This window comes from Sulfitobacter sp. PM12, from assembly GCF_045586035.1.
In the GTDB taxonomy this organism is placed as follows: Bacteria; Pseudomonadota; Alphaproteobacteria; order Rhodobacterales; family Rhodobacteraceae; genus Sulfitobacter; species Sulfitobacter pontiacus.
The window spans coordinates 128278-144494 of record NZ_CP151529.1; the positions used below are offsets into that span (position 1 = coordinate 128278).

The 16217-nt window shown below is 60.7% G+C and carries 20 protein-coding genes; 13 read left to right on the forward strand and 7 right to left on the reverse strand.

Features of this window, described 5'->3' with window-relative positions:
* The first annotated feature begins 79 nt into the window (after positions 1 to 79).
* The 6 genes from AADW22_RS00570 to AADW22_RS00595 are packed head-to-tail and all read left to right on the forward strand — an operon-like array spanning position 80 to position 4483.
* Positions 80 to 1282: a formate dehydrogenase subunit gamma gene (locus tag AADW22_RS00570; RefSeq protein WP_037942759.1), complete on the forward strand. Its 1203-nt coding sequence runs from the start codon at positions 80 to 82 to the stop codon at positions 1280 to 1282.
* A gap of 57 nt (positions 1283 to 1339) precedes the next feature.
* Positions 1340 to 1471, forward strand: coding sequence for a hypothetical protein (locus AADW22_RS00575; RefSeq protein ID WP_005850301.1), 132 nt, complete (start codon positions 1340 to 1342; stop codon positions 1469 to 1471).
* A gap of 40 nt (positions 1472 to 1511) precedes the next feature.
* Positions 1512 to 2216, forward strand: coding sequence for an ABC transporter permease (locus AADW22_RS00580; protein ID WP_407474031.1), 705 nt, complete (start codon positions 1512 to 1514; stop codon positions 2214 to 2216).
* Positions 2210 to 2926, forward strand: a complete 717-nt coding sequence (locus AADW22_RS00585; protein ID WP_407474032.1) for an energy-coupling factor ABC transporter ATP-binding protein — start codon at positions 2210 to 2212, stop codon at positions 2924 to 2926. Before AADW22_RS00580 ends, AADW22_RS00585 begins: the two co-directional genes overlap by 7 nt.
* Entirely contained in the window at positions 2923 to 3723 is an 801-nt protein-coding gene (locus AADW22_RS00590) for a substrate-binding domain-containing protein (RefSeq protein WP_037965326.1), read from the forward strand. Before AADW22_RS00585 ends, AADW22_RS00590 begins: the two co-directional genes overlap by 4 nt.
* Positions 3724 to 3766: 43 nt before the next feature.
* Entirely contained in the window at positions 3767 to 4483 is a 717-nt protein-coding gene (locus AADW22_RS00595) for a glycosyltransferase family 25 protein (protein WP_184583508.1), read from the forward strand.
* Positions 4484 to 4493: 10 nt separating this feature from the next.
* Here AADW22_RS00595 and AADW22_RS00600 read toward each other — a convergent pair whose 3' ends face one another.
* On the reverse strand, positions 4494 to 5147 hold the full coding sequence (locus AADW22_RS00600) for a peroxiredoxin (RefSeq protein WP_184583510.1): 654 nt from the start codon (positions 5145 to 5147) through the stop codon (positions 4494 to 4496).
* 165 nt (positions 5148 to 5312) lie between these two features.
* Here AADW22_RS00600 and AADW22_RS00605 point away from each other — a divergent pair, with 165 nt between their 5' ends.
* Positions 5313 to 6752 (forward strand): aldehyde dehydrogenase family protein, encoded by a 1440-nt coding sequence (locus AADW22_RS00605; RefSeq protein ID WP_005850313.1) that lies wholly within the window; start codon positions 5313 to 5315, stop codon positions 6750 to 6752.
* A 76-nt stretch (positions 6753 to 6828) separates the two neighbouring features.
* On the opposite strand, the gene AADW22_RS00610 is transcribed toward AADW22_RS00605, so the two are convergent.
* Complete coding sequence (locus AADW22_RS00610) at positions 6829 to 7476, reverse strand: RluA family pseudouridine synthase (RefSeq protein ID WP_005850315.1); 648 nt, start codon at positions 7474 to 7476, stop codon at positions 6829 to 6831.
* Between the two features lie 59 nt (positions 7477 to 7535).
* On the opposite strand from AADW22_RS00610, the gene AADW22_RS00615 reads away from it, so the two are divergent.
* The gene (locus AADW22_RS00615) at positions 7536 to 7946 is read left to right on the forward strand and encodes a nuclear transport factor 2 family protein (protein ID WP_407474033.1); all 411 of its coding nucleotides are present in this window, start codon (positions 7536 to 7538) and stop codon (positions 7944 to 7946) included.
* Between the two features lie 56 nt (positions 7947 to 8002).
* Here the strand turns inward: AADW22_RS00615 and rarD are convergent, their stop codons facing one another.
* The 4 genes from rarD to AADW22_RS00635 form a co-directional block, all read right to left on the reverse strand.
* Entirely contained in the window at positions 8003 to 8929 is a 927-nt protein-coding gene (gene rarD, locus AADW22_RS00620; RefSeq protein ID WP_340237035.1) for an EamA family transporter RarD, read from the reverse strand.
* Between the two features lie 106 nt (positions 8930 to 9035).
* Positions 9036 to 9659, reverse strand: a complete 624-nt coding sequence (locus AADW22_RS00625) for a LysE family translocator (protein WP_407474034.1) — start codon at positions 9657 to 9659, stop codon at positions 9036 to 9038.
* 35 nt (positions 9660 to 9694) lie between these two features.
* A complete protein-coding gene (locus AADW22_RS00630; protein WP_184583514.1) occupies positions 9695 to 10150 on the reverse strand; it encodes a GAF domain-containing protein in 456 nt (151 codons plus the stop codon).
* 76 nt (positions 10151 to 10226) lie between these two features.
* Positions 10227 to 11399, reverse strand: a complete 1173-nt coding sequence (locus AADW22_RS00635; protein ID WP_132997860.1) for an acetyl-CoA C-acyltransferase — start codon at positions 11397 to 11399, stop codon at positions 10227 to 10229.
* Between the two features lie 87 nt (positions 11400 to 11486).
* Here AADW22_RS00635 and AADW22_RS00640 point away from each other — a divergent pair, with 87 nt between their 5' ends.
* The 3 genes from AADW22_RS00640 (at position 11487) to AADW22_RS00650 (ending at position 14226) form a co-directional block, all read left to right on the forward strand.
* Positions 11487 to 11828, forward strand: a complete 342-nt coding sequence (locus tag AADW22_RS00640; protein ID WP_074636394.1) for an STAS domain-containing protein — start codon at positions 11487 to 11489, stop codon at positions 11826 to 11828.
* Entirely contained in the window at positions 11825 to 12304 is a 480-nt protein-coding gene (locus AADW22_RS00645; RefSeq protein ID WP_407474035.1) for an ATP-binding protein, read from the forward strand. The genes AADW22_RS00640 and AADW22_RS00645 overlap by 4 nt, the downstream gene beginning before the upstream one ends.
* A 344-nt stretch (positions 12305 to 12648) precedes the next feature.
* Positions 12649 to 14226 (forward strand): gamma-glutamyltransferase family protein, encoded by a 1578-nt coding sequence (locus tag AADW22_RS00650; protein WP_407474036.1) that lies wholly within the window; start codon positions 12649 to 12651, stop codon positions 14224 to 14226.
* A 36-nt stretch (positions 14227 to 14262) separates the two neighbouring features.
* On the opposite strand, the gene hspQ is transcribed toward AADW22_RS00650, so the two are convergent.
* Positions 14263 to 14589 (reverse strand): heat shock protein HspQ, encoded by a 327-nt coding sequence (gene hspQ / locus AADW22_RS00655; RefSeq protein ID WP_005850331.1) that lies wholly within the window; start codon positions 14587 to 14589, stop codon positions 14263 to 14265.
* Positions 14590 to 14673: 84 nt separating this feature from the next.
* Between hspQ and AADW22_RS00660 the strand changes: the two genes are divergently transcribed.
* Positions 14674 to 15555: an AEC family transporter gene (locus AADW22_RS00660; RefSeq protein ID WP_037942726.1), complete on the forward strand. Its 882-nt coding sequence runs from the start codon at positions 14674 to 14676 to the stop codon at positions 15553 to 15555.
* 71 nt (positions 15556 to 15626) lie between these two features.
* Positions 15627 to 16217 carry a lytic transglycosylase gene (locus AADW22_RS00665; protein WP_174226590.1) on the forward strand — a complete coding sequence of 197 codons (591 nt, stop codon included), beginning with the start codon at positions 15627 to 15629 and terminating at the stop codon, positions 16215 to 16217.

The following is a 16217-nucleotide window of genomic DNA, read 5'->3' on the forward strand; positions in this document are numbered from 1 at the left end:
TTCGCATATTCATGCTTTCCTTGGCCCGCTGGCACCTGCTGCTGGCGGGCCAACTATCTTTATCCTGTCGGAGGTCCCGATGACATTGCTGCGCGTTCTGCTGCCTCTCATATTTATTGTGTCCTTTGCCGGTCTTTCCGCCGCGCAGGACACCTCGGGCGATGCCTCGGTCCTGCAACCGGGCCAACAGTCGCTTGAAGACATCATGGCCCGCCAACGCGGCGAGGACGTGCCCTTTGGGGCCGAGCTTCCCTTACCGCTTGAGGGCAACCCGCCCCCGGCCGAATCTCACCTTGGACCGCTTGGTAGCGCATCCGACGCGGACCTGTGGCGCGAGATCCGGGCGGACGCCCTGCCCGACGCGCGCGCCAGCAACCGCGGACCTGCGGCCAAGGTCCTGATGCAGGACGGTGGCATGTGGTGGCTGAACTTCCGTCACGGCCCGCTGCTGACCTATGGCAGCCTGCTGTTGGGTGTCACCGTCGTGCTGATGGCGATTTTCTATCTGATCCGCGGACGTATCCGTATCGAACACGGGCGCGCGGGTATCACCATCGAACGGTTCAAATTCATCGAACGCTTCGGCCACTGGCTGATTGCAAGCTCGTTCATCTTGCTGGCCATCACCGGTCTGCTATCGCTTGCGGGGCGTAAACTGCTGATCCCGCTGTTCGGGCACGAGGCGTTTTCGACCTTCGCCATCGCGAGCAAGTGGATCCACAACAACGTGTCATGGGCCTTTATGCTCGGGCTGGTGATGGTGTTCGTCATGTGGATCGTCCACAATCTACCGGATCGCACCGACATCAACTGGATCCTCAAGGGCGGCGGGATCTTCGGCAAGGGTCACCCCCCCGCCAAGAAGTTCAACGCCGGTCAGAAGCTGATCTTCTGGGCCGTCATCATTCTGGGCACCTCGATCTCTGTCTCGGGTATTTCGCTGCTCTTCCCGTTCGAATTGACGATGTTCGAACCTACGCTGGCGCTGTTGAATGACATGGGCGTTCCGCAACTGTTGGGGCTTGGCACAATAGACGCCACGCTGACCCCGCAAGAGGAAATGCAATACGCCCAGCTGTGGCATGCCGTTATCAGCTTTGTGCTGATGGCTGTGATCATCGCGCATATCTATATCGGGACACTCGGCATGGAAGGCGCGTTCGAGGCGATGGGGTCGGGCGATGTCGATCTTGAATGGGCCCGCGAGCACCACAGCATCTGGGCCGACGAAGTTGTCGCGAAGCAGGGTAAACCTGCCTCTGGCACGCAGCCGGCAGAGTGATATGATGCACCCAACGCCCCCCACCCAGCGTGCCAATGCGCATCAACGAGGTACGGAATGAAAGCTTTTATCACTGCCATCGTCGCCTTGGTCATCCTTGCTGCGGGCATGAACTTTGCGTTGGACAACGCAGGGTTCTCCGCGGCCGAGCAGACCTCCTCTGATCGCAATGTCCGGCTGGGCGACTAAGACCGCATCCTATGCATAGCAAACTCCGACGGCCCGCCCGATGAATGATATCTGGGCGGGCCTTTCTTCTGCGTTCTGGCTGGTTGTCACCGGCGATCCCGACCTGATCGAGATTACGTTCAGGTCGTTGCAGGTCAGCCTTACGGCGCTGGTCATTGCCTCGGCCATCGCGCTGCCCTTCGGCACATGGCTCGCCATCCGCCGTTTCCGCTTCCGCCGTACCGCGATTGCGGTGCTGAACTCCCTCATGGGATTGCCGCCCGTCGTGGTGGGGTTGATCGTCTATCTGCTGCTGTCGCGCGCCGGTCCCTTCGGGGTGCTGGGGCTGCTGTTCACGCCGACGGCGATGATCATTGCGCAGGTGATCATTATCACGCCGCTCATCGCCTCTATCACCCATCAGGCGATGCGTGATCTTTGGGCCGAATACCACGATCTGCTGATCTCGCTGAACACCACCCCGACGCGGCGCATCCTGACGCTGATCTCGGACGGGCGGCGGGCCTTGTTAACGGCGGCGCTGGCAGGCTTTGGCCGCGCAATCGGCGAGGTCGGCGCGATCATGATCGTGGGCGGCAACATCGACCACGCCACCCGCGTGCTGACCACCGCCATCGCGCTGGAAACCGGCAAGGGTGATTTCGCACTGGCGCTTGGTCTGGGTTTTGTGCTGATCGCGCTGGCGCTGAGTGTGAACCTGATCATCCACGCCCTGTCGCGCACAGAAAGAGAGGGCAGATGGTGACCCCCCTGCTGCCCGCCCATATGCGCGACGTCAGCGTCACCCGCCGCGGCAAGCGATTGCTGGGCCCCGTGGACCTGACCCTTGGCAAAACCGGCTTCACGATCCTGCTGGGCCCCAATGGCGCGGGCAAGACGACTTTCCTCAAGGCGCTGCACGGGCTTGAACGGCTGTCTACAGGCGCGGTCACATGGGCCGTTCCGGATGACCTTGCGCGGATGCGGCAGGCCTATGTTTTCCAAAGCCCAGTGATGCTGCGCCGGTCGGTGCGCGCCAATCTGGGCTATCCGCTGGCGATACTTGGCCAACCCAAGGCGCAGGTCAACAAAGCGGTAGAGGCATGGGCGGCTCGTATCGGCCTGACGCCCGCGCTGGATCGCCCCGCGATGGGGTTGTCCGGTGGCGAGAAACAAAAGCTCGCCCTCGCCCGCGCCTTGATCCGCACCCCCGAAATGCTCCTGCTGGATGAGCCCTGCGCCAATCTGGATGGCCGCTCCGTCAAGGATATAGAGGCGCTGTTGCAGTCTGCCCATCAGTCAGGGACGCGCATCGTGATGGCGACCCATGATCTGGGTCAGGCGCGGCGCCTTGCAACTGAAATATTGTTTCTGTTTAAAGGTCGTATTCACGAGGCTGGCCCGGCGCCCGATGCGTTTGACGCCCCGCAGACCCCGGAATTCAAATCGTTCCTGAATGGAGATATTTTGATATGAAATCCTTGATTACCGCTCTTGTTCTCGCACTTGGCACCACGGCTGCGCAGGCGGACACCATGAAAATGGCTGTCACCACGTCCTTCAACAACTCTGGTCTGTCCGACGTCCTGCTGCCCGCCATCAAAGAAGATCTGGACCTTGACGTACAACTGCTGATCGTCGGCACCGGTCAAGCCTTGCGCTTGGGCGAAGCGGGCGACGTCGATGCCATTCTGGTGCACTCCAAGAAAGCCGAAGAGGCTTTTGTCGCCGACGGCTATGGCACCCACCGCCGCGAGATCATGTATAATGATTTCGTCCTGATCGGCCCAAATGACGACCCCGCCGCGATCAAAGACGCAGAAGCTGCGAAGGACGCGCTGGCCAAGATCGAAGCGGCCGAGGCGCCTTTCGTGAGCCGTGGCGACGACAGCGGCACCCACAAAAAAGAACTCTCGCTTTGGGCCGGTGCTGATCTGGACCCCGCGACATTCGGTGAATGGTACAAAGCTGTCGGCGCGGGCATGGGCGCGAGCCTCAACACCGCTGCAGGGATGGGTGCCTATATCATGTCCGACCGCGCAAGCTGGCTGAACTTTGACAACAAGGCGGATCTGGCAATCCTCTTTGCGGGCGATCCGGTGCTGTTCAACCAATATGCCTATATTCCGGTGAACCCCGAGAAACACGCGCATGTAAACAAAGACGCCGCGGCCCAGTTGGAAGACTGGCTGGTCGGCGACCGCGCCAAAGACCTGATCGACAGCTATACGATCAACGGCGAAAAGCTGTTCACCTTTAACGCCGAGCAGTGATTTAGACGGTTTGAGAACGTCACCAAGCGCGGTATCAAACCGTATGAAATCATTGATCATCCATATGTCCACCAGCACCGCGCGGCACGCCAATGTCGCGCGGTTGCTGCAGGATCTGCCCGATGCGCAGGTCGTCGAAGCGGTGAATGGCCGCGACCCTGCGCAGGTCGCAGACGTGCGCACCCACTCTGGCAACCTGCACAGCCCGTCCTATCCCTTCGCCCTGACACCGGCCGAGATCGGCGTCTTTCAAAGCCATCGCAAATGCTGGCAGATGATCGTCGATCAGGGCTGGGATTACGCGATGATTGTCGAGGATGACCTCGCCGTGTCGCGGCCAGAGCTGGACCGCGCGTTGCAACTTATCCACCAGAATATGACGCCCGATATGTACCTGCGCCTGCCGCCCAAGATGCGAGAGCTGCCCGCAGATGTCGTGGCGCGTGACGGCGATATGGCGTTGATCCTGCCCAAGCGGATCGGCTTGCAGTGTTGCTGTCAGGTGGTGGGGCGCGACGCCGCGCAGCGCTTGCTTGACGGATCGACCCAGATTGACCGCCCTGTCGATACATGGCTGCAGATGCATTGGGTGACAGGGCAAAAGCTCCACGCCCTGCTTCCCAATGGGCTAAGCGAAATCGCCAACCAGATCGGCGGGTCAACCATCCAGCAAAAAACCCGCACCAGCGGCAAGCTGATGCGGGAATTAAAGCGGGCGTGGTATCGCACGCAGGTTAAGTTGCGACCTCAGAAAGCCTGAGCTCCCGCGCTTAGCTGGGCGCTTTGGTGGTGCGCAGGTAGGGCAGGATCTTGTTGAAGTCGCCGAACTTCGCTTTGGCATCGTCATCCGACAGGGTTGCGGGGATGATTACGTCGTCGCCGACATTCCAGTTCGCCGGTGTCGCCACGCCCTTGCCGGTCGAGGTTTGCAGCCCGTCCAGCGCGCGCAGAACCTCGGCAAAGTTACGGCCCACGGTCATCGGGTAGGTCATCGACAGCTTCAGCTGCTTGTCCGGCCCGATGATGAACACGGCGCGGACTGTGGCGCTGTCGTTGGGGGTGCGGCCATCGGGCAGATAAGCGTCGGCGGGCAGCATGTCGAAGGCTTTGGCAACGGTCAGGTCGTTATCCGCGATGATCGGAAAGCCCGCTTTGGCACCGGCGAAGGTCTCGATATCGCCTTTCCATTTCTTGTGCTCTTCAACACCGTCCACGGAAATACCCATCACCTTGGTGCCGCGCTTTTCCCATTCGTCGGCAAGCTGTGCGACCGCCCCGAATTCGGTGGTGCAGACCGGCGTGAAATCCTTTGGGTGCGAAAAAAGGATCGCCCAGCTGTCGCTCACCCAGTCGTGCAGGCTGATCGTGCCCTGATCGGTTTCGACAGTCAGATCGGGGATGGTATCGTTGATGCGCAAGGACATAATATTCTCCGGCTTCATGGTTTCGGTTTGTCGTTCTCCACTTATGTAAGACGTTGCGCTGCCGGTTTCACCCCCTCACTTGCGGGTCCCCAGATGTGGTGACATGGTACGCGCAACAGGCTGGGGGAAACGTCCCCGGCACCGCATGACAAAAGGAGTTTTCCCATGCTGGAGAAGCGCGAGTTTTACATCAACGGTGAATGGGTATCCCCCGCCAAGCCGAATGACTATCACGTGATCGACCCCACCACAGAGGAGCCCTGCGCGGTCATCTCGCTTGGGGATCAGGCGGATACCGATGCCGCGGTTGCCGCTGCCAAGGCCGCCCTGCCCGGCTGGATGGCGACGCCTCCGGCGGAACGCATCGCTCTGCTGGAAAAGCTGCTAGAGGTCTATCAGGCCCGCGCCGAGGATCTGGCCAAAGCGATGAGCACGGCCATGGGTGCGCCGATGGATCTGGCCCGCACATCGCAGGTTGGTGCCGGCTCTTATCACCTGAGCAACTTCATCAAGGCCGCGAAAGAGTTCAAATTCGAACAGCCGCTTGGCGATCACGCCCCGAATGACCGGATCATCCGCGAAGCCGTGGGCGTTGCCGGTCTGATCACGCCGTGGAACTGGCCGATGAACCAGATCACGCTCAAGGTCGGCGCGGCGATCGTTTCGGGTTGCACGATGGTGCTGAAACCTTCCGAGGAAAGCCCGCTGGACGCGATGATCTTTGCTGAACTGATTGACGAGGCAGGCTTCCCCAAAGGGGTATTCAACCTTGTGAACGGCGATGGCGTCGGTGTCGGCAGCCAGATGTCGTCGCATAAAGACATCGACATGATCAGCTTCACCGGCTCCACCCGCGCGGGCACGCTGATCTCGAAAGCGGCGGCGGATACGCTGAAAAAGGTCCACCTTGAACTGGGCGGCAAAGGCGCGAACATCATTTTCAACGATGCCGATGACAAGGCTGTCAAACGCGGCGTGCTGCACATGATGAACAACACCGGTCAGTCGTGTAACGCCCCCAGCCGTATGCTGGTGCAGTCGGATGTCTATGACAAAGCCGTCGAAGAAGCAGGCGCTGTGGCGTCGCAGGTTACCGTTGGTCCTGCCTCCGAAGATGGCCGTCACATTGGCCCCGTGGTCAATGAATCGCAGTTCAACAAGATTCAGGACCTGATCCAGAAGGGCATCGACGAAGGTGCGCGTTTGGTTGCGGGCGGCACCGGACGTCCCGACGGCTTGAACCGCGGGTTCTTTGTCAAACCCACTGTCTTTGCAGACGTGACCCCCGACATGACCATCGCCCGCGAGGAAATCTTTGGGCCGGTTCTGTCGATCATGAAGTTCGACAGCGAAGAGCAAGCGGTCCAGATCGCCAATGACACGGTTTACGGCCTGACGAACTATGTCCAGTCGCAAGATGGCGAGCGTCGCAACCGTCTGGCGCGTCAACTGCGGTCGGGCATGGTCGAGATGAACGGCCAAAGCCGCGCCGCAGGGTCGCCCTTTGGCGGCATGAAGCAATCGGGCAATGGCCGCGAGGGTGGTATGTACGGGATCGAGGACTTTACCGAGATCAAAGCCGTCTCTGGCTGGGCCGCTGAATAAGCTGTCCCTTCGGCATCCCCCACAAACACCAAGGCCACCCTGCGGGGTGGCCTTTTTCGTCTGCGCCCTATGGCCTTTAGAACGGTGCCTTGGCGCGGATCTTGGTCGAATGTCCGCCCTGAGGATGGTTGAACCGCAGCTCCTCTGAATGGAGCATCAGGCGCGGATACGCCAACGCGGGCCCCGTGGCGTAAAACGGATCGCCCAGAATCGGATGGCCGAGGCTCAGCATATGCACCCGCAGCTGATGGCTGCGCCCTGTCTTGGGGCTAAGGCGCACCCGCGCGGTGTCGCCTTCGTCTTTCAGCACACGCCAGTCGGTTTGTGCGGGTTTACCCGTTTCATGGCAGACCATCTGGCGCGGGCGGTTCGGCCAATCCACGATCAGCGGCAGATCAATGGTGCCGGTCTTTTCCTGCGGCACCCCCCAGACCCGCGCGACATAGGTCTTGCGCGTCATCCGCTTTTCAAACTGCAATCCCAGATGGCGCTGCGCATGGGGCGTCAGCGCAAAGATCATCACGCCCGAGGTGTCTCGATCCAGGCGATGCACCAGCAGCGCGTCCGGAAATGCATCCTGCACCCGCGCGATGAGACAATCGGCCAGATGCGGCCCTTTGCCCGGCACCGACAGCAAGCCCGCGGGCTTGTCGACCAGCAACACTTCGGCGTCTTCATGCAGGACAACCAGCGGATCTTGGGGCGGATTATATTCTGTTTCCATAAGTGTCCGTCTCAGAGTTAGGGTAGGTTTTCAAGCCAATCTGTACCAAAGGACCCGGAATGCATCCTACTATTACCAAGATGATTGATGTTGTCGCCAAGGGGGATTCGGAAAAGATCGCCCCGCTGCTGGCGGAAAACGTCACCTTCATGCCGCCGACATATTACAAGACCTGGACCGGCCGCGCCCCTGTGGCAGCGGTCCTGGGGCACGTCGGCAATGTCTTTAGCGATTTCAAATACCGCCGGATCATGGGGGAAGGCACAGATTGGGCGCTGGAGTTCCAGTGCAAGATCGGGGATCTGGATGCCGTTGGCGTCGATCTGATCACCTTGGGTGACGACGGTCTGATCGCCAAATTCGAGGTGGTGATGCGCCCCTATAAATCCATCGGTGCCCTACGTGAGGCGATGAACGCACGGGTGATGAAAGACCCTAGCTTCCTCGCCTTCAAGGACGCGCTGTCCTGAGCGAATGATATAATGATCGAGGGGCGCGACATGTCTGCGCCCCTCCTCCCCCCTTGTCACGCCGGTTTGTGCCGCATCTGCCGGAACAGCGAGATCGAATAGATCACCAGCGCCCCCCAGATCAGCGGAAAGGCAATCATGCGCGCCCGCCCAAAGGGTTCGTCAAAGACCAGCGCCGCGCAAAGGAGGATCATCGTCGGCGCGATATACTGCAAGATACCGATGGTCGACAGCCGCAGCCGCTTGGCTCCGTTGGCATAAAAGATCAGCGGCACCGCCGTGACCACGCCGCAGCCCACCAGCATCCACGTATTAAACGGCACGCCCTGACCAAAGTGGTTTTGCCCCGTCATAATCAGGTAAACCAGATAAGCCAGCGCAGGGGCCAGCAGGATCAGGACCTCAAGCAGGAAACCCTGGTTCGGCCCGATCGGCAGCCGCTTTTTCGCCAGCGCATACAGGCCGAATGTGAATGTCAGGCTCAGCGCGACCCAAGGGAAGCGACCGGAATCGAGCGTCAGGATCGCGACAGCGACGGCTGCCAGCCCGATTGCCGCAAGCTGAAGTCTCGACAGACGTTCCCCCAGCAGCAGCGCCCCCAGCAGGATGCTGAACAACGGGTTGATGTAATACCCCAAGGCCGCGTCCAGCGCATGACCCGAGTTCACCGCCCAGATGTAGATGCCCCAGTTGACCGAGATCAGCGTCGCCGTGACACAGCCCATCGCCAAGGTGCGCGGCGACCGGAACGCCTCGCGCAGGGTGGCGGTGCGCCCCAGAAGGATCAGCACCAATGCGCCCACGGGCACAGACCAGATGACCCGATGCACGACAATCTCTGCTGCAGGAATATGGGCGATGGCCTTCATGTACAGCGGCAGAAACCCCCAAAGACCATAGGCCCCAATCGCAAAGGCAAGCCCTTGGGGCGTGTCCTCGGGCGGGGCGGGCTGGGTGTTGGATAGGGTATCTGGGTTGCGCATATCGTGTCTCCTTGGGGTCTTGCTTACGCCCGCAGGACCGCAGGGACCAGAGGGAAAGACTGACCCAAGGGCACTTGCCCCACAGGCGCGCGGGATCAGCCCGTGATCACCCCTTAGGCATCGGCGTATGCGCGCTGCCCAACAGCACCCCGTAGATTATAAAGCTGACCGCCATCACGCGGCGGAACCAGACGTTGAACACCGCCCCCAAGGCAGCCCGCCCCAGCCCCGCCCCAAGCGCCGTAAACCCGGTATAGCTGGCCGCGGTCAGGGTCAGCGCCGTCGGCACGATCACGATCATCTGGTCCCAGATCGGGACATCCGGCTGCACGAACTGGCTGAAGGCCGCAAGATATCCGGCGACCGATTTGGGGTTGATCGTCGCAATCGCAAAGGCACGCCAATAGACCGACGCGGCGGGGCGATCCTCCATCACCACAGGCTTGCCCGCCATGACTAGCCCGCGCACGCCCAGATAGATCAGAAACCCTGCCCCGATCATCTTGGCCACAAAGAACCCCGTGGCCGAGGCCGTCAGCAGCGCCGTCACGCCAATCGCTGACAGCGCCATAAACAGCGAGGCCTGCGTCAGGATCGCCAGCACCCCGACCATCGCCCGCGCAAAGCCCAGGTTCATCCCGTTGCTGATACAGTTCACCGCGTTCGGCCCCGGCGTGGTGACAAACACCACCCAGAACAGGGCAAACACGAGCCAAGCGTCAAAGCTCATGACATTTCCTTTGATCGACGGGCAGGATCACCGGCCTAGACGTTTGCGAAAACAGATTTCAGAATCGCGGCGAGTTCGTCGGCGTCGGTCTGGTCAAACGCGGCGGGCTGGTTGCTGTCGATATCAAAGACACCCAGCAGGTCTCCGGTGCCGTTCCAAACGGGCAGGACCAGTTCAGACCGCGTGGAGGACGCGCAGGCAATGTGGCCCGGAAAGGCATCCACATCCGCAACCAGCTGCGTTTCGCCGGTGCGCGCGGCGGCCCCGCACACCCCACGCGCGAAGGGGATCACCAGACAGCCATGCCCGCCCTGATAGGGCCCGATCTTAAGCAGCTCTGGCGCGGTCACACGGTAGAACCCCGTCCAGTCAAAGCGGTCGTCGGCGTGGTGCACCTCGCAGGTGACGGTGGCCATTAGCGCGACGCTGTCGGTTTCGCCGTCGGTCAAGGCGTGGAGGGTTTTGGAGAGGGTAGGATAGTCAACGCGCATAAAATTGCCTTTTGTTACTGTCGGACCGGGGGGCTGTCTGCCCCCCGACCCCCGAGGATTTAGTCCATTTGGAGAATCAGGGGCGTTCGATCGCAATCGCGGTGCCTTCACCGCCACCAATGCAGATCGCCGCGATGCCCCGTTTCAGCCCGCGTTTTTCCAGTGCGTTCAGCAGGGTCACGATAATACGTGCGCCAGAGGCCCCGATGGGGTGGCCAAGCGCACAGGCACCGCCGTTCACGTTCACGATGTCATGGGACAGCCCCATTTCATGCATGAAGGCCAGTGGCACGACGGCAAAGGCCTCGTTCACTTCCCACAGATCAACGTCGTCTTTCTGCCAGCCCAACCGGTCCAGCAGTTTCTGCGCCGCCGGTACGGGCGCGGTGGTGAAAAGCCCCGGTGCCTGCGCGTGACTGGCGTGGCCGAGGATATGCGCGCGGACATTCAACCCTTGGGATTTGGCTGCTGTTTCAGATGCCAGCACCAATGCCGCCGCCCCGTCCGAGATGGAAGACGCATTCGCCGCCGTGACTGTGCCGCCCTCGCGGAAGGCGGGTTTGAGTTCGGGGATCTTCTCGGGCCGTGCGTTGCCGGGCTGTTCATCCGCCGAGATGGTGACCGACCCTTTACGCGATTTCAGATCAACCGCTGCGATCTCGTCATCGAACGCGCCGCTGCTTTGCGCGTCGAGCGCGCGGGACAGGGAGGCCAGCGCATAGTCATCCTGCACAGCGCGGGTGAATTGAAATGTCTCGGCGCAGTCTTCGGCAAAGGTGCCCATCAGGCGGCCCTTGTCATAGGCGTCTTCCAACCCGTCGAGGAACATGTGATCGATCACCTGACCGTGCCCCAACCGCGCGCCGCCGCGCATTTTCGGCAGCACATAGGGCGCGTTCGTCATACTCTCCATCCCGCCGGCGATCATGGTATCGGTCTGACCCAAGGCGATCTGGTCGAAGGCGATCATCGCCGCCTTCATCCCCGAGCCGCACATCTTGTTCAGTGTTGTCGCCGGCACCTCTTCGCCCAGACCTGCCTTGAAGCCGGCCTGACGCGCGGGGGCTTGGCCCTGCCCTGCGGGCAACACACAGCCCATCAGCACCTCGTCCACGGTATCGGTGCCGGCACCGTCCAGCGCCGCCTTGATCGCATGCCCCCCCAGATCGGCCGCGGTCAGATCGGCAAAAGCCCCCTGAAACCCGCCCATCGGCGTCCGCGCAGCCCCTGCTATCACGACTTTTTCCATTTCGTCCCCTCCCCGGGAAATGATCATCTTTTGGTAAGGTATCGGCGCTATGTCTTCTGGCGTCCGGGACACCTTGGAGATGACCATATGAAACTCTCAACCAGAACAGAAGGGCAGCTGCAAATCATATCCGTGATGGAAGACCGTATTGATGCCGCCGTTGCCCGCGCCTTTAAAGAAGCCATGCGGGATATGATCGAAGATGGGCCACCTGTGGTTATTCTGGATCTGGGGCAGGTGACCTTTATTGATTCCAGCGGGCTTGGCGCCGTGGTGGCGACATTGAAACTTCTGTTGCCGGACCGCAGCCTGACGCTGGCGGGGCTGACGCCCTCGGTTGATCGGGTGTTCCGATTGACGCGGATGGACAGCGTTTTTCCCCTTTTCCCCACCTTGGACGCCGCATTGGCCGCGCAGGTGCCCGCATGAGCGCCCCGAACCGGAACGAAGGCACAGTGGGTCAGGCGGATACCCCCTATGGGTTCGAGGTGACGTTGGAAGCCTCTGCCGATGCGGTACGCGCGGCCCTTGGACATATCCGCACAGAACTGGCCGATCGGGGGCTATCGCAAGAAAATCTCGAGATTGTGGAACTGGTGCTGGCCGAGACGTTGAATAACGTGGTCGAACACGCCTATGCCGGATTGCCCCAAGCGGGGTTAATCGGGGTGCGCGGGGCCTATGCGCCTGATGACTTGCGGTTTCGCATCACCGATCTGGGCAAACCGATGCCGGGGTTCACCCTACCCCTGGGTGAAGCATTCGATGTGCTGAAACTTGCAGGCGAGTTGCCCGAAGGGGGATTCGGCTGGAGCCTGATCCGGTTGCTGAGCTGCGAGCTGGAATATTCGCGCACCGGTGATATGAACCTGCTGGCGCTGCGCATTCCGCTTGCCGCGGGATAAGCTGGGTACGGGGGGCCGCCACTAGGGGGGCCTTTGCCGCAAAGGGTTAGGTGTTGGTCACCTTTGGGGCAGCTTGAAGCAACGCTTCGCAATAGCGCCTCAAAGGTTTCATAATTCCGCCCAGCTTTGCGGGCAACGTCGGTTCTGTAGCTGCATATGGCTTCCCTCGGCGTTGCGTTTTAATAGCCCCCACCCAGTACGCAACGCCGAGGCACATTTGCTGTGCCCAATCCCCCTTTATGTACCCAGCTCCCCTTTAAGTGCCCAACTGCCCTTTAGTGATTGCCCGCCCGTCCTGCACCGCGCTACGTTCAGCCCGATGACAGCAACCTGAGGCCAATGACATGCGCGACTTTCACCTTCCCGGACGATCCCCCGTTCTGGCGAGCAATGGCATGTGTGCCACGTCCCATCCTTTGGCCGCAAAGACCGCTGTCGATATTCTTGAGCGGGGCGGCAACGCGATGGATGCCGCGATTGCCGGTGCCGTGCTGCTGGGGATTTGCGAGCCGCAGATGACGGGGATCGGTGGGGATTGCTTTGTGCTGTATTCGCCAGCGGGCAGCGACGAGGTGCACGCGCTGAACGGATCGGGCCGCGCCCCTGCAGCGTTGGATGCCGCCCATTTGCGCGACGCTGGTGAAAAGACGGTACCGCTGCGCAGCGCCCATGCCGTGACCATTCCCGGCGCGATCGACGCGTTTTGCCACCTGTCCGACACCATCGGCACTATGGGTCTGGACACGCTTCTTGCCCCTGCGATCCGCTATGCCGAAGAAGGCGTGCCCGTCGCGGCACGTGTCGCCTTTGATTGGGGTAATGATGCGGGCACCTTGCAGGGGGCCGCACGCGATTTCTATCTGACCGGCGGCAAGGCCCCAAAGACCGGCGACATCTTCCGCGCCCCCGGTCAGGCCGAAGTCCTGCGTCGCATCGCCAAGGACGGGCGCGATGCCTTCTATTCCGGTGAGGTGGCCGAAGATATCGTCGCCTCTCTCAATGCGATCGGGGGCAAGCACACGGCAGAGGATTTCGCCGCCACCGCTTGCACCCCCGGTGAGCCCCTTGCCTCCACTTATCAGGGCGTTGAGGTGCTGGAACATGCGCCGAACGGTCAGGGGGCCACGGCACTGTTAATGATGAACATGCTGTCGCATTTCGACATTGCATCCATGGATCCTTGGGGCGCGGAGCGTGTGCATATCGAGGCGGAAACCGCCAAGCTGGCGTACGATGCGCGCAATCGTTTTCTGGCGGACCCGGACCATACCGCACGTCTGGCCCATATGCTTGCGCCCGAAACGGCGCAGGAGCTGGCGGCGTTGATCGACCCGAAGAAAGCCATGCCCGACCCCGTCGCCCTGTCAGAGGCGGTGCATAAGGATACGATCTATATCACCGTGGTGGACAAGGATGGGATGTCCGTGTCGTTGATCTATTCGATCTTCCACGGTTTCGGGTCGGGCATCGCGTCGGATAAATTCGGTATCCTGCTGCAGAACCGCGGTGCTGGTTTCACCCTTGACCAAGGGCACGCGAACGAGCTGAAGGGCGGCAAGCGGCCGATGCATACGATCATTCCGGGGATGATCAAACGCGACGGTAAGGTGATCATGCCGTTTGGCGTGATGGGCGGGGCCTACCAGCCCAATGGCCACGCGCGGTTTGTCTCTAACCTGACGGATTTCGGGCTAGACCCTCAGGCCGCCATCGACGCCCCCCGCGCGTTTTCCGATAATGGCATCCTCAAGGTCGAACGCGGCTATAGCGATGCGGTCCGTGCCGAGCTGGCCGAGATGGGGCATAAGGTCGAAATTCCGGCCACAGCCATCGGCGGCGCGCAGGCGATCCAGCTGCATGACAACGGTTTGCTGGAGGGGGCGAGCGACGCACGCAAGGATGGCTGTGCCCTGGGCTATTGAACAAGGATGCAGGGCGCGGGTCACCCACGCTTTGCCTCAGTTCAGCTGGAAGTGCAGCGGATAGGCCCCATCGGTGAACGGGCCGAAGAGGTCGGGGATATCGGGATGGTCCACAGGTTCGCCCGAGTAATCGGCCACGAGGTTCTGCTCGGACACATAGGCCACGTAATAGCTTTGTTCGTTTTCGGCCAGCAGGTGATAATAGGGCTGGTCTTTCTCGGGGCGGCTGTCTTCCGGAATAGCCTCGTACCATTCTTCGGTATTGGCAAATTCGGGGTCCACGTCAAAAATCACCCCTCGGAAGGGATGTTTTTTGTGCCGGACGATCTGGCCCAAGTGGTATTTCGCGCGCGTTCTTATCATAACATCGGTGCACCTACCGTTCGTTCGTAGTCCCTTCAAGGGGCTTTTGTCCAATCCTGCGACGCGCAACCAAGGAAACAGTTTGTGAACCTCGTCCTGACAGTGCTTGAAATTGTGGCTCCTGTGTTCCTGCTCGCGGGGATCGGCTTTGCCTGGGTAAAGCTGGGGTTCGAGTATCGCATCCAGTTTGTGACCCAGCTGGCGATGACCCTATCGGTGCCCTGTCTGATTTTCGTGTCGCTGATGACAACGCAGATCGACCCCGCCGCGCTGAGCGCTTTGTCACTGGCGACAGTGGCGGCCTATGGCGGGGTGACGCTGCTGGCTGCGGTGATCGTGCGCGTGTTCGGGTTGAACCGGCGGACGTATCTGGCCCCGATGATCTTCGGGAATACCGGCAATCTGGGTCTGCCGCTCGCGCTTTTTGCCTTTGGCGACACGGGGTTGGGTTATGCCGTTGTGGTCTTTGCCATTATGGCCATATGGTCGTTCACCTTTGGCATCTGGCTGGTCGCGGGCTCTGGCTCCTTTGGCAAGGTCATCCGTGAACCGCTGGTCTGGGGCACGGCATTGGGCGCATTGTTTCTGGTGCAAGGCTGGGAAACGCCGGTGTTTCTGACCAATACGCTGTCCCTGCTCGGTCAGATGGCGATCCCGATTATGCTGATCACATTGGGCGTTGCCGTGGCACGGCTGTCCCCCGGCGGGATCGGGCGCGCAGTGGTGTTGTCGCTGATCAAGCTTGCGATCTGCATCGGCATCGCCGCCTTGGCGGGCTGGTTCTTTGACCTTGATAAAATCGCGTTTGGCGTGCTGGTCTTGCAGGTTGCGACACCGGTGGCGGTGACATCCTACCTGCTGGCAGAGAAATACGGTGCGGATGCGCAGTCTGTCGCGGGGCTGGTTGTCGTCTCTACCGTGCTATCGGTTGCCGCTTTACCGCTTATGCTGGGGTTTCTGCTGTAATTTCTGGTGGGCGTCGGCAGGGCAATCTGATAAACTAAATGTAATAAAAACACGATAAAAGCGAGAGGCCGATGAGCAGAACCTTTTGCGCCCTGATAATTGCTGTGCTTTTGGCATCATGTAGTGGCGGTCCGACCAGTGCCCCACGAGACCTTGATAACGCATGTGCGATTCTCAAAGAGCGCCCAGAATATTACCGCGCATTCCGTGCAGCTGAACGCCGTTGGGGCGTGCCTGTCCATGTGCAAATGGCGACGATCCATCAGGAAAGCAAATTCATCGCGGACGCCCGTACGCCGTTCCGCTATGTCATCGGCGTGATCCCCATGGGCCGCCAGTCCAGCGCCTTTGGCTACAGCCAGGCGCTTGATGCGACATGGGATGAATATCTGGCCGAAGCTGGCGGTTTCCGCGCCAAGCGCGACCGGATCAACGACGCGTCGGATTTCATGGGGTGGTACATGAACAAGAGCCGCGACAAGAACGGCATCCCCCTGCATGACGCGGAAAACCAGTATCTGGCCTATCACGAAGGCAACACAGGCTATGCGCGCCAAAGCTATAATTCGAAACCCTGGCTGGTCGCCGTGGCCCGCAAGGTGCGTGCGCGCTCCGATATGTATCAGCAGCAGATTGCAGGGTGTCGCCTGTCACGTTGGTAA